The sequence below is a fragment of the Cupriavidus alkaliphilus genome, from assembly GCF_014191175.1.
GTDB classification, from domain to species: domain Bacteria; phylum Pseudomonadota; class Gammaproteobacteria; order Burkholderiales; family Burkholderiaceae; genus Cupriavidus; species Cupriavidus alkaliphilus.
Map to the genome: position 1 here is coordinate 1,077,490 of NZ_JACHWE010000001.1, position 16,894 is coordinate 1,094,383.

The following is a 16,894-nucleotide window of genomic DNA, read 5'->3' on the forward strand; positions in this document are numbered from 1 at the left end:
GGACGATCTGACGTGCCGGAAGTCCGGCGCGCAGCCTGCTACCCGCTGTTGTCGATCACCCGCCGCAGCATGCTGCGCAGTAACCGGATCTCGTCCTCGGAAAAACCGCGGAAGTGGTGCGCCAGGACTTTGCAGAAGATCGCCGGCAGCTGCTGCACCAGCTCCTGGCCCTGCGGCGTCACCGACAGGTCAACCACGCGGCGGTCGGCATCGCGGCGGCGGCGCTCGATCAGGCCGCGCTTTTCCATGCGGCTGAGCAGCCGCGTGACCGAGCCCATGTCGGTGTTCAGTTCGCGGCCCAGGTCGGTGACGGTCGAGGCGCGGCCGGTGGCCAGCATCATCAGGCAGCTGGCCTGTGCCTGGGTGATGTCCAGGCTGCTGACCTCCTGCTCGACGCCGTGCGCCAGCATGTTCTTCGCGCGCTGCATCAGGTAGCCGACGCTGTCGCACATCTGGTACCGGGCGGGGTCGAACGAACCCGCCAGTGGGTTGGGCGAGGCGGGCGGGGCGGAAGCGGGTGGTTGTGACATCTTTGCCGTTGCAATGTTTGCTGAGGCAAATATATGTTCACGTTTAACGATCCGCAAGAACGGAAATTGGTTATTGCGAAATCCGCAAATATTTTCCCTATGGCAGCGGCGGTTCCGGTCAACGCTTCTTGCGCCGCAACATGCTAGAATGTTGGGTTACCTCAGATTCTCCGGCCCTCCATGCGAGGGCCCCGTTCTTAGCGAGACGCAGCAATGACCCGCGCCATCCGAAATATCGCCATCATCGCCCACGTCGATCATGGCAAGACCACCCTGGTCGACCAGCTCCTGCGCCAGGCAGGCACCTTCCGCGACAACCAGCAAGTCGCCGAACGGGTGATGGACTCGAACGACCTGGAAAAGGAACGCGGGATCACGATTCTCGCGAAGAACTGTGCCGTCGAGTACAACGGCACCCATATCAATATCGTCGACACCCCGGGCCACGCCGACTTCGGCGGTGAAGTGGAGCGCGTGCTGTCGATGGTCGACGGCGTGCTGCTGCTGGTCGACGCGGTCGAGGGCCCGATGCCGCAGACCCGCTTCGTCACGCGCAAGGCGCTGGCGCTGGGCCTGAAGCCGATCGTGGTGGTCAACAAGATCGACCGCCCGGGCGCGCGTCCGGACTGGGTCATCAACCAGACCTTCGACCTGTTCGACAAGCTGGGCGCGACCGACGAGCAGCTCGACTTCCCGGTGATCTACGCCTCGGGCCTGAACGGCTTTGCCGGCCTGACCGAAGACGTGCGCGACGGCGACATGAAGCCGCTGTTCGAAACCGTGCTCGACAAGGTGCCGGTGCGCGACGACGACCGCGACGGCCCGCTGCAGCTGCAGATCATCTCGCTGGACTACTCCAGCTACGTCGGCAAGATCGGCGTGGGCCGCATCTCGCGTGGCCGTGCTCGTCCGCTGCAGGACGTGGTGGTCAAGTTCGGCCCGGAAGGCAACCCGATCAAGGGCCGCATCAACCAGGTGCTGAAGTTCCAGGGCCTGGAGCGCGAAATCGTGCAGGAAGCCGAAGCCGGCGACATCGTGCTGATCAACGGCATCGAAGAACTGGGCATCGGCTGCACCGTGTGCGCGCCCGAGGCCCAGGACGCGCTGCCGATGCTGAAGGTGGACGAGCCGACGCTGACCATGAACTTCTGCGTCAACACCTCGCCGCTGGCCGGCCGCGAAGGCAAGTTCGTCACCAGCCGCCAGCTGCGCGAGCGCCTGGACCGCGAACTGAAGTCCAACGTCGCGCTGCGCGTGGCCGATACCGGCGACGACACCATTTTCGAAGTGTCGGGCCGTGGCGAACTGCACCTGACCATCCTGCTGGAAAACATGCGCCGCGAAGGCTACGAGCTGGCCGTGTCGCGTCCGCGCGTGGTGTTCAAGGAAATCGACGGCGTCAAGTGCGAGCCGTATGAGCTGCTGACCGTGGATGTCGAAGACAGCCACCAGGGCGGCATCATGGAAGAGCTGGGCCGCCGCAAGGGCGAACTGCTTGATATGGCGTCGGACGGCAAGGGCCGCACCCGCCTCGAGTACCGCATCCCGGCCCGCGGCCTGATCGGCTTCCAGGGCGAGTTCCTGACGCTGACGCGCGGCACCGGCCTGATCAGCCATATCTTCGACGACTACGCGCCGGTGCGCGAAGGCGGCCTGGGCGAGCGCCACAACGGCGTGCTGATCTCGCAGGACGACGGCGACGCGGTGGCCTACGCACTGTGGAAGCTGCAGGACCGCGGCCGCATGTTCGTCAAGCCGGGCGATGCGCTGTATGAAGGCATGATCATCGGCATCCACAGCCGCGACAACGACCTGGTCGTGAACCCGATCAAGGGCAAGCAGCTGACCAACGTGCGCGCGTCGGGTACCGACGAAGCGGTGCGCCTGGTGCCGCCGATCCAGATGTCGCTGGAATACGCGGTGGAATTCATCGCCGACGACGAACTGGTCGAGCTCACCCCCAAGAGCATCCGTCTGCGCAAGCGCCACCTGAAGGAGCACGAGCGCAAGCGTGCCGCCCGCGAAGGCGCATAAGCGCCCAGGCGCTGACGCTGCTCACAAAAAACCGCGCCTGCAGGCGCGGTTTTTTTATTGCGTGCCCGGCAGCGTCGCCGGCACCGCGGCACGCGGGCTGCGCCATTCCGGCGGCTTCCACAGATAGCGCAGGTCGCGGTCGCGCCAGGCATCGGCGAACATGTCGCGCCATTCGTGGAAGGTCAGCGTCAGCGGGTCATGGCTGCGCAGCTGGCGCGTGATGCCGTAGACCGGCGCCTCGTGCTCGGGCACGAAGGTGCCGAACAGGCGGTCCCAGACCGTCAGCACGCCGGCATAGTTGCGGTCGATGTAGTGAGGGTTTTTCGCGTGGTGCACGCGATGGACCGAAGGCGTGTTCAGCAGCCGCTCGACCAGCGGCCAGCGTTGCCCCAGGCGCGTATGGACGAAGAACTGGAAGCCCAGGTTCAGGCCCACGGCCAGGATCACCCAGTCCGGCGTGAAGCCGATATACGCCAGCGGAATCCAGAACAGCCACATGCCCGACAGCGGGTAGGTCAGGCTCTGCCGGAACGCGGTCGAGAAATTCATGCCTTCCGACGAATGATGCGTCACGTGCGAGGCCCACAGCCAGCGCACGCGATGGCTGGCGCGATGGAACCAGTAGTAGAGGAAGTCCTGCAGCAACAGCAGCAGTGCGAACGACCACAGCGTCTGCGGCATCGCCTGCAGGCCGTGCTGGTAGCACCACGTATAGACGGTGCGGACCATCAGCCAGAGGAAGAACGCATCCGAGGCCTGGTGCATCAGCGCCAGCGCGGCGTTGGAGAGCGTGTCGCGCAGGCTGTAGACGGCAGGGTCGCGCCGCGCCCAGTACCACGCTTCGGCGCCGATGGTCAGCACGAAGACCGGCGCGAAGGCCAGCAGCACGAGTCCGGGATCGAGCGAAGCGGTGTTCATCCCGGCAGTGTGCCTGTTCGCCGCGAAATTGCCACGAGGGCTTCCTCCAAACGGCGGGGGGCGCGCCGAATCCATCACTTGGTGGCGATGCTGTACTGCCATGCAATTCTGTCACGCGTGTGAAGGCGATCAATACGGGTAAAGGATGCGGCGCGCGCGCCGTAGTTGGACAGGGCAGCGGCGCGGCGCGCCGGCCTTATTCCAGTTCTCTTTTTCCTCGCGGAGCCTCATCCATGTTCAAGAACACGACTATCGGCACCAGATTGTGGTTTCTCACGATCGTCACAAACTTGTTGTTGCTGATTGTCGGTGCCGTCGGATGGCTTGGCATGTCGCGCAGCAATGAGGCCACGCACCAGATCTACGGGCAGCAGCTGTCGGCCGCGGTCAACTTGGCCGAGGCGCGTTCGAACCAGTTGCTGGTTCGCGTGCTGCTGGACCAGGCGACCTTTGCCGCCGATCCGGCCGACGCCAAGGCGCGCGCCGCGACCGCCGAGGGTTTTGCGCGCGATTCGGAGAAGGCCTGGAAGGCCTATCTCGCGCTGCCGCGTTCGGCCGACGAGGCCAGGGTAGTCGAAGACGTTACCGCCAAGCGCGATGCGCTGTTCAAGCAAGGGGTGGCGCCCATGATTGCCGCCCTGCATGCCGGCGATCGCGACGGCGTGATGAAGGCCGTGCTGGAAACCATCCCGCAGCTCGATATTGCTTTCACCAGCGTCAACACCGAGCTGAACAAGCTGCAAGTGGCCAGCGCGAAGCAGGTCTACGAGGCGTCGCAGCAGCGCTATCGCAACCTGTTCACGCTATCCGTGTGCGTGCTGGCAGTGGGGCTGGCGTTCAGCACCGTGGTGGCATGGCGCCTGCGCCGTTCGATCGTGCAGCCGCTAGATGCGGCGATTGCGCGCTTCGAAAAGATCGCCGGCGGCGACCTGAGCGTTGCCGCGTCCGGCGGCGAAGCGATGGCCGACGAAGCGGCACGCAGCGAGACCGCGCGCATGCTGGGCATGCTGGGCCGGATGCAGGCCAGCCTGGTGGCGATGGTGGGCGATGTGCGCGGCGGTGCCGACTCGATCGCCGCGGCCAGCAAGCAGATTGCCAGCGGCAATGCCGACCTGTCGCAGCGCACCGAGCAGCAGGCGGCCTCGCTGGAAGAGACGGCATCGAGCATGGAGGAACTGACCAGCACCGTGCGCCAGAATGCCGACAGCGCGCGCGAGGCCCGCGCGTTGGCCACGGATGCCGCCACCCTGGCCGGGCGCGGCAGCGATGCCGTGCTGCGCGTGGTCAATACCATGCAGTCGATCGACGCCAGCTCGGGCAAGATCGTCGACATCATCGAGGTGATCGAGAAGATCGCGTTCCAGACCAATATCCTGGCGCTGAACGCCGCGGTGGAAGCCGCGCGCGCCGGCGAGCATGGCCGCGGCTTCGCTGTGGTGGCGGGCGATGTGCGCGACCTGGCGCAGCGCTGCGCCAGCGCTTCCAAGGAGATCCGCGCGCTGATCGGCGCCTCGGTGGCCAACGTGCGCGAGGGCTCGGGACTGGTCGATGAGGCGGGGCGCGCGATGCAGGACATCGTCGATGCGGTGCAGCGCGTCAGCGCCATCATCGGCGATATCAGCGCGGCGTCGGACGAGCAGTCCAACGGCATCGAGCAGGTCAACGTGGCGGTGTCGCAGATGGACAGCATGACGCAGCAGAACGCGGCGCTGGTGGAGCAGGCCGCGGCCGCCGCGGCATCGCTGGAAGAGCAGGCGCAGCGGCTCACCTCGCTGGTGGCGACGTTCCGGCTGGCCTGAGCGGGCAGGGCGCATGCGTGCCGGCATGCGCCGCAAGCGGCTCACGAGCGTGCGCTTGCCAAGGTGACTGGCGTAAAATTGCCAGTTGCATTGGAGGAGTACGACATGACTGAATTCGTCACGACCGAGGTCCGCGGTGGCATCGGATACCTGACGCTGAACCGCCCGCAGGCGCTCAACGCGCTGTCGCTGGACATGATCCGCGCCATCACGCGGGCGCTGCAGGACTGGGCCGCAGCGCCCGAGGTCGCCGCCGTGGTGGTGGCCGGTGCCGGTGGCAAGGCGTTCTGCGCCGGCGGCGATATCCGCTATTTCCACCGGGCCGCGCATGCCGGCGATCCGCTGCTCGACCAGTTCTTCGTCGAGGAATACGCGCTCAATTTCCTGATCCACCGCTACGCCAAGCCTTATATCGCCCTGATGGACGGTGTAGTGATGGGTGGCGGCATGGGCATCTCGCAGGGCGCACGCCTGCGGCTGGTCACCGATCGCACCAAGATGGCCATGCCCGAAACCAATATCGGCCTGTTTCCGGATGTGGGAGGCGGCTGGTTCCTGGCGCGCACGCCCGGGCGCATCGGCGAATACCTGGGGCTGACCGGCGCCGTGATCCATGCCGCCGACGCCTTGTACGCCGGCCTGGCCGACGCTTACCTGCCCGGCAACCGCCTCGCGGAACTGGTCGATTCCCTGCGCGCGCAGCAGTTTGCCAGCGGCGATGCGGTGCTGGCGCATATCGAAACCTTCACCGCCGCGCACCGCGATGATTGCGTGCCCGCGCAAAGCACGCTGGCCGGGCTGTCGCCGCAGATCGACCAGCTGTTCGCCGGCAACACCGCGCTGGATATCCTCGCCGCCGTCAGCGATGCGCCCGGCGACTGGGCCGCTCAGACCGCCGCCATGCTGCGCAGCCGTTCGCCGCTGATGTTGTGGGTGACGCTGGAGCAGATCCGCCGCGCGCGCAGCATGTCGCTGGAAGATGAACTGCGCATGGAGCTCGACATGATGTACTACGTGTTCCGCAAGGGCGACGGCGTCGAAGGCATCCGTGCGCTGGCGGTCGACAAAGACCACAAGCCGCGCTGGCAATACGCGCGGCTCGACGAAGTCAGCCGCGAGAAGGCGCTGTCGTTCTTCGACAGCCCGTGGCGCCAGGAGGAGCACCCGCTGGCGGCACTGGGCAAGCCTGCCTGACATCGCTGCACGGAACGCGCCGGCGCCGACTCAGGTAGAGTGACGGGCAGGGTCTGGCGCCCGTGCACGGCCATGCCGCGCGCGGGCGCCGCCTGTGCCATTCCGTCTACACCGTCAAAGGAGCCGCAATGAGTGAACCTCGTGATGTCGTTGTACTGGTGGGAAGCCTGCGCAAGGAGTCATACAACCGCAAGCTGGCCAAGGCGCTGATCGCGCTGGCGCCGGCGCAGCTCAGGCCGGAAATCGTCGAGATCGGCAATCTGGAGTTGTATAACCAGGACCTCGACGACAAGCCGACGCAGGCCTGGACAGCATTCCGCGACCGCATCCGCCGCGCCGACGCCGTGCTGTTCGTCACGCCGGAATACAACCGCTCGGTGCCGGCGCCGCTGAAGAACGCCATCGACGTGGGCTCGCGCCCGTATGGCAGCAGCGTCTGGGACGGCAAGCCCGGCGCTATCATCAGTGCCTCGCCGGGCGCCATCGGCGGCTTCGGTGCCAACCATCACCTGCGCCAGTCGCTGGTGTTCCTGAATATTCCTATCCTGCAGCAGCCCGAGGCCTATATCAGCGGCGTCGACAAGCTGTTCGACGAGCAGGGCGGCATTGCCAACGAGTCGACCAAGGGCTTCCTTGGCAAGTTCATGACCACGTTTGGCGCCTGGATCGAGCGGAACGCGCCGCGCTGAGCGGCGCGCGCAGCGTCAGCCTGCGAAAACCGTGGCCAAAATGCAAAACGGCGCCTGGATCAGGCGCCGTTTTGCAGGGAATTTTGGGGTGGCTGATGGGACTCGAACCCACGACGACAGGAATCACAATCCTGGACTCTACCAACTGAGCTACAGCCACCGTAGAGGTCATCAGCGAAGCGCTGATCGACGAAAAACAAGATTATACAAACAGATTTTCGAGATGGCTAGTATTCCGCACAAAAAATTTTGAGGAGCATCGCTCACGAGCGGGGCGGGCTCCACTTGGCCTCGAGCAGCACCGCCTGCTTGATCGCGGCGATGGTCTCGGCTTCGGTATCGAACTGGCCCAGCAGCCGGCGCGACTTGCCGTTAAGCACGGCTTCCTGCAACGCCTTGCCCGCGGCTTCCGAGGTGCCGGGGTGCCAGCAGTAGCGCGCGGTCCATTTGCCATCCTGGAGTTGCTCGGCTACCCAGATCACCCTGAAGTCTTCATAGACGACGCCGAACGGCGCTTCGTTTTCCACGTTGTCATTGTCCATGCTGCCTCCCCTGCCGGCACGGTCCGCATACCGTGCCTGATCTCGCCTGGGGAGCGTGCGGAAATCGTATCACGGCTTCTGGATGACTTCCGATCACGCCCGCCAGCCAAATATGCTGCGCACAGCCCCTACCTCTGCAGGGTTCATGCGGCACGTGGCCGAAGCGATACTCGAGTCCGAGGGACATTGACCCCCCTCGACCTTCCCGTCAGGCGGCCCGCCCCATGGGCCGCCTGCCTCTTTTTCCTTCCCCGTGGTTTCCTTCCGCTTGGCGGCCTGCGTTTCCATGCCGCACCGTGCCTGCGATGGAACCTCCCGGCCATGCGCGAGCCCAACCGACGTGATCGAACGCAGGGAACAGGCCATGCAGAACAAGTGTAGATGGACGACGAGGATTCTGGCGGCGGCGGCACTGGCGGCCTTGCTGGGCGGATGCGCTGCGGGCGGCGGGGCCGACGGCAGGGAATCGAGCATCACGACTTACGGCACGCTGGACATCGGCATCAGCCATACGCGATAGACCCCCGGCGATGCGCTTCCAGCGGAATCTATTTTGCGTGACCGATGGAACGCTTGCCCGGAAGGCTGGTCAAATCGATTCGTCCAGGTGGTGCCAGGCGAGCGCGCAAAAAAAGAGTCCGCAGCGCGGACTCTTAACTTTAGCGATCTCAAATGCCCTGAAGGCCGTTGCACTGTAACTGCCATGCGGGGAATGCACCATTCGGGTAAACGAAGAGCGATGCCGCAAGCGAGCTCGCCGACGAAAAAAAAGCCCGCCGGAGCGGGCTAATAATCAGTTGAAGAAAGCCCTGTATTCGAGGGCAGGCACAGTGTAAGAAAGTGCCCTGCCTCAGCGAATTAGGGGAATCCCTTTCCGGACGCCGGTTTCCGGGCGATCGGGCATCTCATGTGCGGCGCGGGGAACCCGCCCGCCGCCATGCATATTTTCACGATTCGAAGTTAGAGCGTCGCCTCGGCATGGCACGAGGCCATGCGCGCTTACGCGGCCAGCGGCTCGTGCGCGTGCGGGCGCAGATGCGTGCGGGCTTCTTCGAACAGTGCCTCGACGTCGGCCCGCGTGCGCGCGGCATGCATGCGCTTCGCATCGGACAGCACGCGACGCCAGCCACGTCCGCCGGCGATGCCCCGATGCAGGCCGAGCATGTGCCGTGTCACGGCACCCATATATCCGCCTTGCTCAACGAAGTCGCCGATATAACGCTGCATTGCCAGTTCGACCTCGAGCCGCGACGGCACCGGCGCACTGTCATCGCCATAAAAGCGCGTGTCCATTTCCGCGAGGATGTACGGCTGGTGATACGCCTCGCGTCCGATCATGACGCCATCGACGTGCTCCAGATGGGCGGCGATTTCATCATGGCTGACGATGCCGCCGTTGATCAGGATCTCGAGCTCCGGGAATTCGCGCTTGAGCTGGTATGCCACCTCATAGCGCAGCGGCGGAATCTCGCGGTTTTCCTTCGGGCTCAGGCCCTTCAGGATCGCATTGCGCGCGTGCACGATAAACGTGCCGCAACCCGCCTGCGCCACCTTGCCGACAAAATCGCGAACGAAATCGTAGTGCTCGACCTTGTCGATGCCAATGCGATGCTTCACGGTTACCGGAACCTCCACCGCATCGCGCATTGCCTTCACGCAGTCCGCCACCAGTTCCGGCTCCGCCATCAGGCAGGCACCGAAGGCGCCGCGCTGCACGCGCTCGGACGGGCAACCGCAGTTCAGGTTGATTTCGGCATAGCCCCACTGCTGGCCAAGCTTCGCCGCCATGGCGAGGTCGGCCGGCTCGCTGCCGCCCAGCTGCAGCGCGACCGGATGCTCGGCCGCATCGAAGTCGAGGTGGCGCGGCACGTCGCCATGCAGCAGCGCGCCGGTGGTCACCATCTCGGTATACAGCCAGGTGTGGCGGCTGAGCTGGCGATGGAACATGCGGCAATGACGGTCGGTCCAGTCCATCATCGGCGCAACCGAAATGCGGCGGGGATTTACGTTCATGGAATACGGCAATTGGGTGCGGGCCGGACGCGGCAGCGTCGGCAGGACCCAGAGGCTGGCGTGGTGGCATATGCAGGTCACTGCACCCCGGCATGGGCCTGGCGCGTGGCGGGCCAGCGAGAAGACGTGAGTATAGGCTACCGCGCCGAGGTCTGCTGCGCCACGATATAAACGCAGCCATAGCGGCTAGCCGGCAAAATTCGCCGGACTGCTGTCCTCCGCGCGCAGGCGTACGCCGCCAGCCAGTGGCTGGATATGAAGCTCGACGCGTTCGCTTCGGGCGCGTGCCCAGCCCGCACTGATCGCGGCTTCAAGGGTACGGAACAACTCGCGCGGCTCGGAGGTGCCGTCTATTTCGAGTGCCCAGCCTTGTTCGGCGGGCACGACGCTAATGCTCGATACTGGCATCGGTAGCTCCAGGTCGCCGCAAGCAAGCTGCGGCGGCAGACGCCACCCCGTGTTGGAAGCCTATCACCCCTCGACGTTGCGCGGGTCGTTGTCGGAGGAATTCCGCTGATCGCCGCGGCGTAACGCTTTGATACAGCGGCCAGCGATTCCGGTTGCTATGCTCGCTGCAATTTCCCTCCTGCTTCTACCTCCATGCTCCGGACGCCCGCTGCCGCTGTCTCCTTGCTACTGTGTTTGATGGCATCATCGCCGGCGCAGGCCGATGATCGCGATTATCCCGGTGGCTATCGCCACGGCGGTGGCGAATACAAGGAGAAGTTCCGTAGCGGCGGCTGCGAGGTGGAGCGCGAGCAGAAGCGCGACGGCGAATACAAGGAAGAGCGCAAGTGCAAGGGTGGGCCGCGCGGTTACGAGCAGAAGCAGAAATACCGCGAAGGCCCTTGCCTGATCGAGCGCGAGTGGAAGCGCGACGGGGAATTCGAAGAGAAGATCGAGTGCAAGCGCTGGTAAGCCGCCTGCCGGGCCAAAGGCCGCTGCTGGTCAATCGCGCAAAGATCGAGATGGCGCGTGGCGCGTGCGCGGGTTAAAATCCGCACCCGGCTCCGCACAAAACTGCAATGCGAAGCCGAAAGCGTTGATTTCAATGGGGTCAATGGCGATGGACGCCGGGATGGCAAATTCCCGTCGTCGTGGGTTCGAGTCCCATCCAGCCACCCCATGCATTCTCCAGGACGGTGCCTCCCAAGGGCGCCGTTTTGCATTCCCCGGGGGTGGTATGTTGGTTCGAACGGCACTGATTGGCGCAGCGATGGCAACCATGGTGGCAGGGTGTGCCACTGGCACTTCGGAGAAGGACGTCCGCGCTCGCCCGCCGATGCGCCTGTATACGCCGGTCAAGATGGCGGAGGTCGCGAAATGCCTGCGCAACAATCTTGGCGATGAGGCTACGCTGGTCCAGTTGCCGGCGAAAAACCAGATCGAAATCCGTATCGGCCAGAGCGCGGCAAGCGGTGAATATCAATACGCCTACCTGATCTCTCTGACGCCACAGGCCGACGGCACGGCGCTGGAATTGCGCAAGACCGATACCTGGTTTCCCCAGCTGACGCCGACGGAACTCGAGGCCGAAGCCAAGGCGTGCGCGCGTAGCTGAGCGCGACAGAAGTCTGGCGACGCGGCAAGCGTCCGCGTCCGTAAATAACAGTCAGGCGGCCAGCTTTTCGGTGGTTTCAAGTTCCAGCATGCGGCAGATGGCCGCCATGCTGCCGACCATGGTACGGCGCTGCGTACCCTGGTAGACGCGTACGCCCTTGCTCTGGCGAAACGGCACGGGCTTGACCGGACGGCGGGCGGCGACGTGGTGGATTTGCGGCATGGTGGCACCTCTTTTTAGGCAAAGCGGGGTCAACACCCGGCAAGCCGGGCGGCGTCTGCAAAGCAATGGAAGCGGGTAGGCCCGTGCAGGCAAAGCGCCTGCGATGGTGCCCGGCTAGAAGCCGGAAGAGCGGATCAGCCCGACGGCGATGCCTTCCAGCGAGAACTCTTCACCGGGCTCGACGATGATGTTGGTGAAGTCCGGGTTCTCGGCAATCAGTTCGATATGGCCGCCGCGCCGTTGCAGGCGCTTGACGGTGACGTCGTCGCCCAGTCGCGCCACCACGATCTTGCCGTTGGCCGCCTCGCTGGCGCGGCGCACGGCGAGCAGGTCGCCATCGAGGATGCCGGCGTCGCGCATGCTCAGGCCGCGCACGCGCAGCAGGTAATCCGGACGCTCATCGAAGACCGAAGCATCGACCTGGTACTGGCGGTCGATATGCTCGGCGGCCAGGATGGGGCTGCCGGCTGCGACGCGGCCCACCAGCGGCAGCGTCAGCTGCAATACGCCGGCCATTGGCAATGAGAACTGGTCCGGCATTTCCGAATCGCTGCGCGACACCTTCAGGCGGATGCCACGCGACGCGCCCGGCGTCAGTTCGATCACGCCTTTGCGGGCCAGCGCCCGCAGATGTTCTTCCGCGGCATTGGGCGACGAGAAACCGAACTCCGCCGCGATCTCGGCGCGGGTAGGGGGGAAGCCGGTACGGCGGATCGTGTTGCGGATCAGATCGAAAATCTGCTGCTGCCGGGGTGTCAGGGTCGCCATGAGATCGCCGTTCCGTGCAGGGCCGCTGGGCTGGATGATGGAGGCTCTGGTCCGTTATCCAGCATCCGGCGGGCCGGGCACTGTATGTTTAAACAGTATGCTGTGATTTTATACAGTATCGGCGTCAGTGCAAGCAGAATTTTGAGGCGTGTCGCATGGACACCGGCCAAGGCGTCTGATCCTGGCTGCGGCGGGGCGTGTGCGCCCGCTACAATCGCCTTTCCTTTATCCAGAACAAAATCGTTGCGCGCTCCCATGACCCAATTGCCTCGCATCGTCGTATTGGCCACTGGCGGCACCATCGCCGGTGCCGCCGGCAGCGCCGCCAGCAGCGCCCGCTACCAGGCGGCGACCGTGCCGGTGTCCTCATTGCTGGCGGCGGTGCCGCCCTTGCAGTCGCTGGCCCGCATCGAGGCCGAGCAGGTGGCGCAGGTCGACAGCAAGGACATGACCTTTGCGCTGTGGCAGACACTGGCGGCCCGGGTGGAGCACTGGTCGGCGCAGCCCGAAGTCGCGGGCATTGTGATCACGCACGGCACCGACACGCTGGAAGAAACCGCGATGGCGCTGCACCTGACGCAAGCGTGTCCGGTGCCAGTGGTCCTGACCGCCGCGATGCGTCCGTCGACGTCGCTGTCGGCCGACGGGCCGCTGAACTTGCTGGATGCGGTGCGCGTCGCCGCCCACCCGGATGCGCGCGGCAAGGGTGTGCTGGTGGTACTGAACCAGCAGATCCACGCGGCACGGGACGTGGCCAAGGCGCATACGTCGGCGGTCGATGCCTTTGTCTCGCCGTGCGGGCCGCTGGGGTTCGTGCAGGACGACTACGTGCGCTTTGCCCGGGCACCGCGGGCGGCAGCGCCGATCGGGCCGATGCCGGCAGCGTGGCCGGTGGTGGAGATCGTGGCCAGCTACGCCCAGCCGGGCAGGGCGCTGGTGGATGCGCTAGTGCAGGCCGGCGCCGCGGGGCTGGTCGTGGCCGCGACCGGCAATGGCTCGGTCCACGAAGCGCTGGCAGCGGCTCTTGCCGATGCGGCGGCGGCCGGGGTGGCGGTGGTGCGCAGCTCGCGTACCGGTGCGGGTCATGTGGCGATCCCGCCGCAGCCCAGTCCTGTCGACGGTGTGTTCGTGTCTGCTGCGGACCTCAATCCCTACAAGGCGCGCGTGTTGCTGGCGCTGGCCCTGGCGGCGGATGCCGGGCTCGCGCGCGACCCGGCGCGGCTGCAGGCGGTCTTTGCCAGCGCCTGATTTGCCCGTGAAATCAGCGGCTTGCGTAGTTGGCACGCGGCGGGCTATAATTTAAGGCTATTCAACCTTGCCACACCGGACTCGTGACGCCCGGGTGGCTAATCCCAAAAGGAGCGTCAATGCGTCATTACGAAATCGTCTTCATCGTCCACCCGGACCAGAGCGAACAAGTGCCGGCCATGATCGAGCGCTACAAGCAGCTCGTGACCTCGCAGAACGGCAACGTTCACCGCGTGGAAGACTGGGGCCGTCGCCAGATGGCTTACATGATCCAGAAGCTGGCCAAGGCTCACTACGTTTGCCTGAACATCGAATGCGGCAAGGAAACCCTGGCTGAACTGGAACACGCGTTCAAGTTCAACGACGCCGTCCTGCGCCACCTGATCGTGCAGACCAAGAAGGCCGAGACCGCACCTTCGCCGATGATGAAGGAAGTGCAGCGCGAAGAAGCCCGCAAGGCCGCGCAAACGACCACCGAAGGCCAGGCCGCCTGAGTGCGGACTGCGGTGCGCGCCGTGGCTGACAACGTTGGCCAGGGCACGAGCGGAAACCGCAACGATTGCAACCAGCAAGAGGCCTCGCGTTGAACCAGCTTAGGCTTGCCGCCATCCTGGCGGAACGCGATGCCCTGCGCTATACCCCGGCCGGGGTCCCCGTCGTGAACTGCATCCTGCAGTACAGCGGCGAGGCCGTCGAGGCGCAGACGCCGAGGCAGGTCGAGTTTGCAATCGCTGCGATGGGGATCGGCCAGGTTGGACAGCGTCTGGAGCGGCTACCGCTCGGCACGCTGCTCGACTGCGAAGGATTCCTGGCCCGCAAGCACCGCAACAGCAAGGCTCTCGTCTTTCACATCACTGGATGTAAAGCATTCGAAAAGGATTGAATCATGGCATTCGTCAAACGTGACAACAAGAACAAGAAGCGCTTCCAGCAACAGAACCCGCTGTTCAAGCGCAAGCGCTTCTGCCGCTTCACCGTGGCTGGCGTCGAACAGATCGACTACAAGGATCTGGACACCCTGAAGGACTTCATCGGCGACAACGGCAAGATCACGCCGGCCCGCCTGACCGGTACCAAGGCTCACTATCAGCGTCAGCTGGATACGGCCATCAAGCGCGCGCGTTTCCTCGCGCTGATGCCGTACACCGACCTGCACAAGAACTGATCAGGCCCTAGGTCCGTCAAGGAGAGAACACGATGCAAATCATTCTGCTGGAAAAAGTCGTCAACCTGGGCAACCTGGGTGACATCGTCAAGGTGAAGGACGGTTACGCCCGTAACTTCCTGATCCCGGGCAAGAAGGCCCGCCGCGCCACGCAAAGCGCGATCGCCGAATTCGAAGTCAAGCGCGCCGAGCTGGAAAAGGCCGCTGCCGAGAAGCTGGCCGCCGCGCAGGCCGAAGGCGAGAAGCTGAACGGCCTGAACGTCCAGATCGCCCAGAAGTCGGGTGTGGACGGCCGCCTGTTCGGTTCGGTGACCAACGCCGACATCGCTGAAGCCCTGGCTGGCCAAGGCTACAAGCTGGAAAAGGCGCAGGTTCGCCTGCCGAACGGTCCGCTGAAGACGGTTGGCGACCACCCGGTCAGCGTTGCGCTGCACACGGACGTCGTGGTCGACGTGACCGTGTCGGTGGTGGGCGAGAGCGTCTAAGGACGCGCCGCCCCGGCCGGCGCACGGCGCTGGCCAAAGCCCCGCAGGCATTGCAAGAAGGCAGGAGCCCCGGCTCCTGCCTTTTTTGTTGCCCGTTTGCCCGGCTGCCCTGGACGGCGCTGGCGCCAAATGTCCGGCGAAGTGTGTCCACCCGCCGTTATAATCCCTCCCCATGAACGCGCCCGTCGCCGACCCCCAACTCGATAACCTCAAGGTCCCGCCGCACTCCATCGAAGCCGAGCAATCGGTGCTCGGTGGCCTGCTGCTGGACAATGCCGCCTGGGACCGCATCGCGGACTTCCTGTCCGAGGCGGACTTCTACCGTTTCGACCACCGGATGATCTTCCAGAGCATCGCCCGGTTGATCTCGGCCACCAAGCCGGCCGACGTGATCACGGTCTACGAGATGCTGCAGGTGGCCGGCAAGGCCGAAGAGGTGGGCGGGCTCGCGTACCTGAACTCGCTGGCGCAGAACACCCCCAGCGCGGCCAATATCCGCCGCTACGCGGAAATCGTGCGCGAGCGCTCGGTGCTGCGCAAGCTGGTGACGGTGGCCGACGATATCGCCTCGGCCGCGTTCGCGCCCAAGGGGCGCGAGGTGCGCGAGCTGCTCGACGAAGCCGAATCCAAGGTCTTTGCGATTGCCGAAGAGGGCTCGCGCGGGCAGAAGGGCTTCCAGGAAATCCAGCCGCTGCTGACCCAGGTGGTGGAGCGCATCGACGAGCTGTATCACCGCGATTCGACCACCGATGTCACCGGCGTGCCTACCGGCTTCATCGACCTGGACAAGATGACCAGCGGCATGCAGCCGGGCGACCTGATCATCGTCGCCGGCCGCCCGTCGATGGGTAAGACGGCGTTCTCGCTGAACATCGGCGAGCACGTGGCGGTGGAGCAGGGCCTGCCGGTGGCGGTGTTCTCGATGGAAATGGCGGGCACGCAGCTGGCCATGCGTATGCTGGGCTCGGTCGGCCGGCTCGACCAGCACCGCTTGCGTACCGGGCGCCTGCTCGACGAGGACTGGCCGCGGCTGACGCATGCGATCCAGCGCATGAACGACACCCAGCTGTTCATCGACGAAACCCCGGCGCTGAACCCGATGGAACTGCGCGCCCGCTCGCGCCGCCTGGCGCGCCAGTGCGGGCAGCTGGGCCTGATCATCATCGACTACCTGCAGCTGATGTCGGGCTCCGGCGGCGGCGAGAACCGCGCCACGGAAATTTCGGAAATCTCGCGTTCCCTGAAGGGCCTGGCGAAGGAACTGAATTGCCCGGTGATCGCGCTGTCGCAGCTGAACCGAAGCCTGGAACAGCGTCCCAACAAGCGCCCGGTGATGTCCGACCTGCGCGAATCCGGTGCTATCGAACAGGATGCCGACGTGATCCTGTTCATCTACCGCGACGAAGTCTATAACGCCGACTCGCAGGACAAGGGCACCGCCGAAATCATCATCGGCAAGCAGCGTAACGGCCCGATCGGCACCGTGCGCCTGACCTTCCTCGGCCAGTTCACGAAGTTCGACAACTTCAGCGGCGGCCCGGCCTTCTTCGACAACGACACCTGACGAAGTCAAGCGGGGCGGCCATTTGCTGTGCCTGCCCGTCTCGTTTGTGCCAAATACGCGGGCAATGTCCCGCTAACCCTGTAAAATATTGCGCTTTGATGACAGCCGCCATCCGCGGCCGTCATGCTCGCGTCCGCTTAATCCCGCAACACCATCCGCAGC

Annotated in this window: 20 protein-coding genes and 2 tRNA genes; 14 read left to right on the forward strand and 8 right to left on the reverse strand. The window is 64.9% G+C overall.

Going from position 1 to position 16,894, the window contains the following annotated elements; all coding sequences use genetic code 11:
- Window positions 1-38: 38 nt before the first annotated feature.
- Window positions 39-530 carry a MarR family winged helix-turn-helix transcriptional regulator gene (locus FHX60_RS05095; RefSeq protein WP_183282671.1) on the reverse strand — a complete coding sequence of 164 codons (492 nt, stop codon included), beginning with the start codon at window positions 528-530 and terminating at the stop codon, window positions 39-41.
- A gap of 213 nt (window positions 531-743) precedes the next feature.
- Between FHX60_RS05095 and typA the strand changes: the two genes are divergently transcribed.
- A complete protein-coding gene (gene typA / locus FHX60_RS05100) occupies window positions 744-2,564 on the forward strand; it encodes a translational GTPase TypA (RefSeq protein WP_092309077.1) in 1,821 nt (606 codons plus the stop codon).
- Window positions 2,565-2,618: 54 nt separating this feature from the next.
- Here typA and FHX60_RS05105 read toward each other — a convergent pair whose 3' ends face one another.
- Window positions 2,619-3,482 (reverse strand): sterol desaturase family protein, encoded by an 864-nt coding sequence (locus tag FHX60_RS05105; protein ID WP_112774100.1) that lies wholly within the window; start codon window positions 3,480-3,482, stop codon window positions 2,619-2,621.
- Window positions 3,483-3,715: 233 nt separating this feature from the next.
- Between FHX60_RS05105 and FHX60_RS05110 the strand changes: the two genes are divergently transcribed.
- From FHX60_RS05110 to FHX60_RS05120, 3 genes are all read left to right on the forward strand, one after another.
- Window positions 3,716-5,281, forward strand: a complete 1,566-nt coding sequence (locus tag FHX60_RS05110) for a methyl-accepting chemotaxis protein (protein WP_183282672.1) — start codon at window positions 3,716-3,718, stop codon at window positions 5,279-5,281.
- Window positions 5,282-5,386: 105 nt separating this feature from the next.
- The gene (locus tag FHX60_RS05115) at window positions 5,387-6,475 is read left to right on the forward strand and encodes an enoyl-CoA hydratase/isomerase family protein (protein WP_183282673.1); all 1,089 of its coding nucleotides are present in this window, start codon (window positions 5,387-5,389) and stop codon (window positions 6,473-6,475) included.
- 128 nt (window positions 6,476-6,603) lie between these two features.
- On the forward strand, window positions 6,604-7,164 hold the full coding sequence (locus FHX60_RS05120) for an NADPH-dependent FMN reductase (protein WP_112774103.1): 561 nt from the start codon (window positions 6,604-6,606) through the stop codon (window positions 7,162-7,164).
- An 84-nt stretch (window positions 7,165-7,248) separates the two neighbouring features.
- Here the strand turns inward: FHX60_RS05120 and FHX60_RS05125 are convergent.
- Together FHX60_RS05125 and FHX60_RS05130 are read right to left on the reverse strand one after the other, a co-directional pair.
- A tRNA-His gene (locus FHX60_RS05125) sits at window positions 7,249-7,324 on the reverse strand.
- A 103-nt stretch (window positions 7,325-7,427) separates the two neighbouring features.
- Window positions 7,428-7,706 carry a hypothetical protein gene (locus tag FHX60_RS05130; protein WP_183282674.1) on the reverse strand — a complete coding sequence of 93 codons (279 nt, stop codon included), beginning with the start codon at window positions 7,704-7,706 and terminating at the stop codon, window positions 7,428-7,430.
- A gap of 340 nt (window positions 7,707-8,046) precedes the next feature.
- On the opposite strand from FHX60_RS05130, the gene FHX60_RS05135 reads away from it, so the two are divergent.
- The gene (locus FHX60_RS05135) at window positions 8,047-8,226 is read left to right on the forward strand and encodes a hypothetical protein (protein ID WP_112774104.1); all 180 of its coding nucleotides are present in this window, start codon (window positions 8,047-8,049) and stop codon (window positions 8,224-8,226) included.
- Between the two features lie 479 nt (window positions 8,227-8,705).
- Here FHX60_RS05135 and dusA read toward each other — a convergent pair whose 3' ends face one another.
- Together dusA and FHX60_RS05145 are read right to left on the reverse strand one after the other, a co-directional pair.
- Entirely contained in the window at window positions 8,706-9,719 is a 1,014-nt protein-coding gene (gene dusA / locus FHX60_RS05140; RefSeq protein ID WP_112774105.1) for a tRNA dihydrouridine(20/20a) synthase DusA, read from the reverse strand.
- Window positions 9,720-9,905: 186 nt separating this feature from the next.
- Window positions 9,906-10,127, reverse strand: a complete 222-nt coding sequence (locus tag FHX60_RS05145) for a DUF2188 domain-containing protein (RefSeq protein WP_183282675.1) — start codon at window positions 10,125-10,127, stop codon at window positions 9,906-9,908.
- A 237-nt stretch (window positions 10,128-10,364) separates the two neighbouring features.
- Here FHX60_RS05145 and FHX60_RS05150 point away from each other — a divergent pair, with 237 nt between their 5' ends.
- The 3 genes from FHX60_RS05150 to FHX60_RS05160 all read left to right on the forward strand — a co-directional run bounded on the left by FHX60_RS05150 (window position 10,365) and on the right by FHX60_RS05160 (window position 11,280).
- Window positions 10,365-10,637: a hypothetical protein gene (locus FHX60_RS05150; protein ID WP_260163457.1), complete on the forward strand. Its 273-nt coding sequence runs from the start codon at window positions 10,365-10,367 to the stop codon at window positions 10,635-10,637.
- A gap of 134 nt (window positions 10,638-10,771) precedes the next feature.
- Window positions 10,772-10,840, forward strand: a tRNA-Ala gene (locus tag FHX60_RS05155).
- A gap of 95 nt (window positions 10,841-10,935) precedes the next feature.
- Complete coding sequence (locus FHX60_RS05160; RefSeq protein WP_244159782.1) at window positions 10,936-11,280, forward strand: hypothetical protein; 345 nt, start codon at window positions 10,936-10,938, stop codon at window positions 11,278-11,280.
- 51 nt (window positions 11,281-11,331) lie between these two features.
- Here the strand turns inward: FHX60_RS05160 and FHX60_RS05165 are convergent, their stop codons facing one another.
- Both FHX60_RS05165 and lexA read right to left on the reverse strand, forming a co-directional pair.
- Window positions 11,332-11,502 (reverse strand): hypothetical protein, encoded by a 171-nt coding sequence (locus FHX60_RS05165; protein ID WP_012353085.1) that lies wholly within the window; start codon window positions 11,500-11,502, stop codon window positions 11,332-11,334.
- A 114-nt stretch (window positions 11,503-11,616) separates the two neighbouring features.
- Window positions 11,617-12,270 carry a transcriptional repressor LexA gene (lexA, locus tag FHX60_RS05170; RefSeq protein ID WP_092309005.1) on the reverse strand — a complete coding sequence of 218 codons (654 nt, stop codon included), beginning with the start codon at window positions 12,268-12,270 and terminating at the stop codon, window positions 11,617-11,619.
- A gap of 255 nt (window positions 12,271-12,525) precedes the next feature.
- On the opposite strand from lexA, the gene FHX60_RS05175 reads away from it, so the two are divergent.
- The 6 genes from FHX60_RS05175 (at window position 12,526) to FHX60_RS05200 (ending at window position 16,732) form a co-directional block, all read left to right on the forward strand.
- Window positions 12,526-13,518, forward strand: coding sequence for an asparaginase (locus FHX60_RS05175; RefSeq protein ID WP_183282677.1), 993 nt, complete (start codon window positions 12,526-12,528; stop codon window positions 13,516-13,518).
- Between the two features lie 119 nt (window positions 13,519-13,637).
- A complete protein-coding gene (gene rpsF / locus FHX60_RS05180) occupies window positions 13,638-14,012 on the forward strand; it encodes a 30S ribosomal protein S6 (RefSeq protein WP_010809513.1) in 375 nt (124 codons plus the stop codon).
- An 89-nt stretch (window positions 14,013-14,101) separates the two neighbouring features.
- Window positions 14,102-14,401: a primosomal replication protein N gene (gene priB, locus FHX60_RS05185; protein WP_092308999.1), complete on the forward strand. Its 300-nt coding sequence runs from the start codon at window positions 14,102-14,104 to the stop codon at window positions 14,399-14,401.
- Between the two features lie 3 nt (window positions 14,402-14,404).
- Complete coding sequence (gene rpsR, locus FHX60_RS05190) at window positions 14,405-14,683, forward strand: 30S ribosomal protein S18 (protein WP_006163606.1); 279 nt, start codon at window positions 14,405-14,407, stop codon at window positions 14,681-14,683.
- A 32-nt stretch (window positions 14,684-14,715) separates the two neighbouring features.
- Window positions 14,716-15,168, forward strand: coding sequence for a 50S ribosomal protein L9 (rplI, locus tag FHX60_RS05195; protein WP_092308997.1), 453 nt, complete (start codon window positions 14,716-14,718; stop codon window positions 15,166-15,168).
- Between the two features lie 172 nt (window positions 15,169-15,340).
- Window positions 15,341-16,732, forward strand: a complete 1,392-nt coding sequence (locus FHX60_RS05200; RefSeq protein ID WP_018007703.1) for a replicative DNA helicase — start codon at window positions 15,341-15,343, stop codon at window positions 16,730-16,732.
- Window positions 16,733-16,894 lie beyond the last annotated feature (162 nt).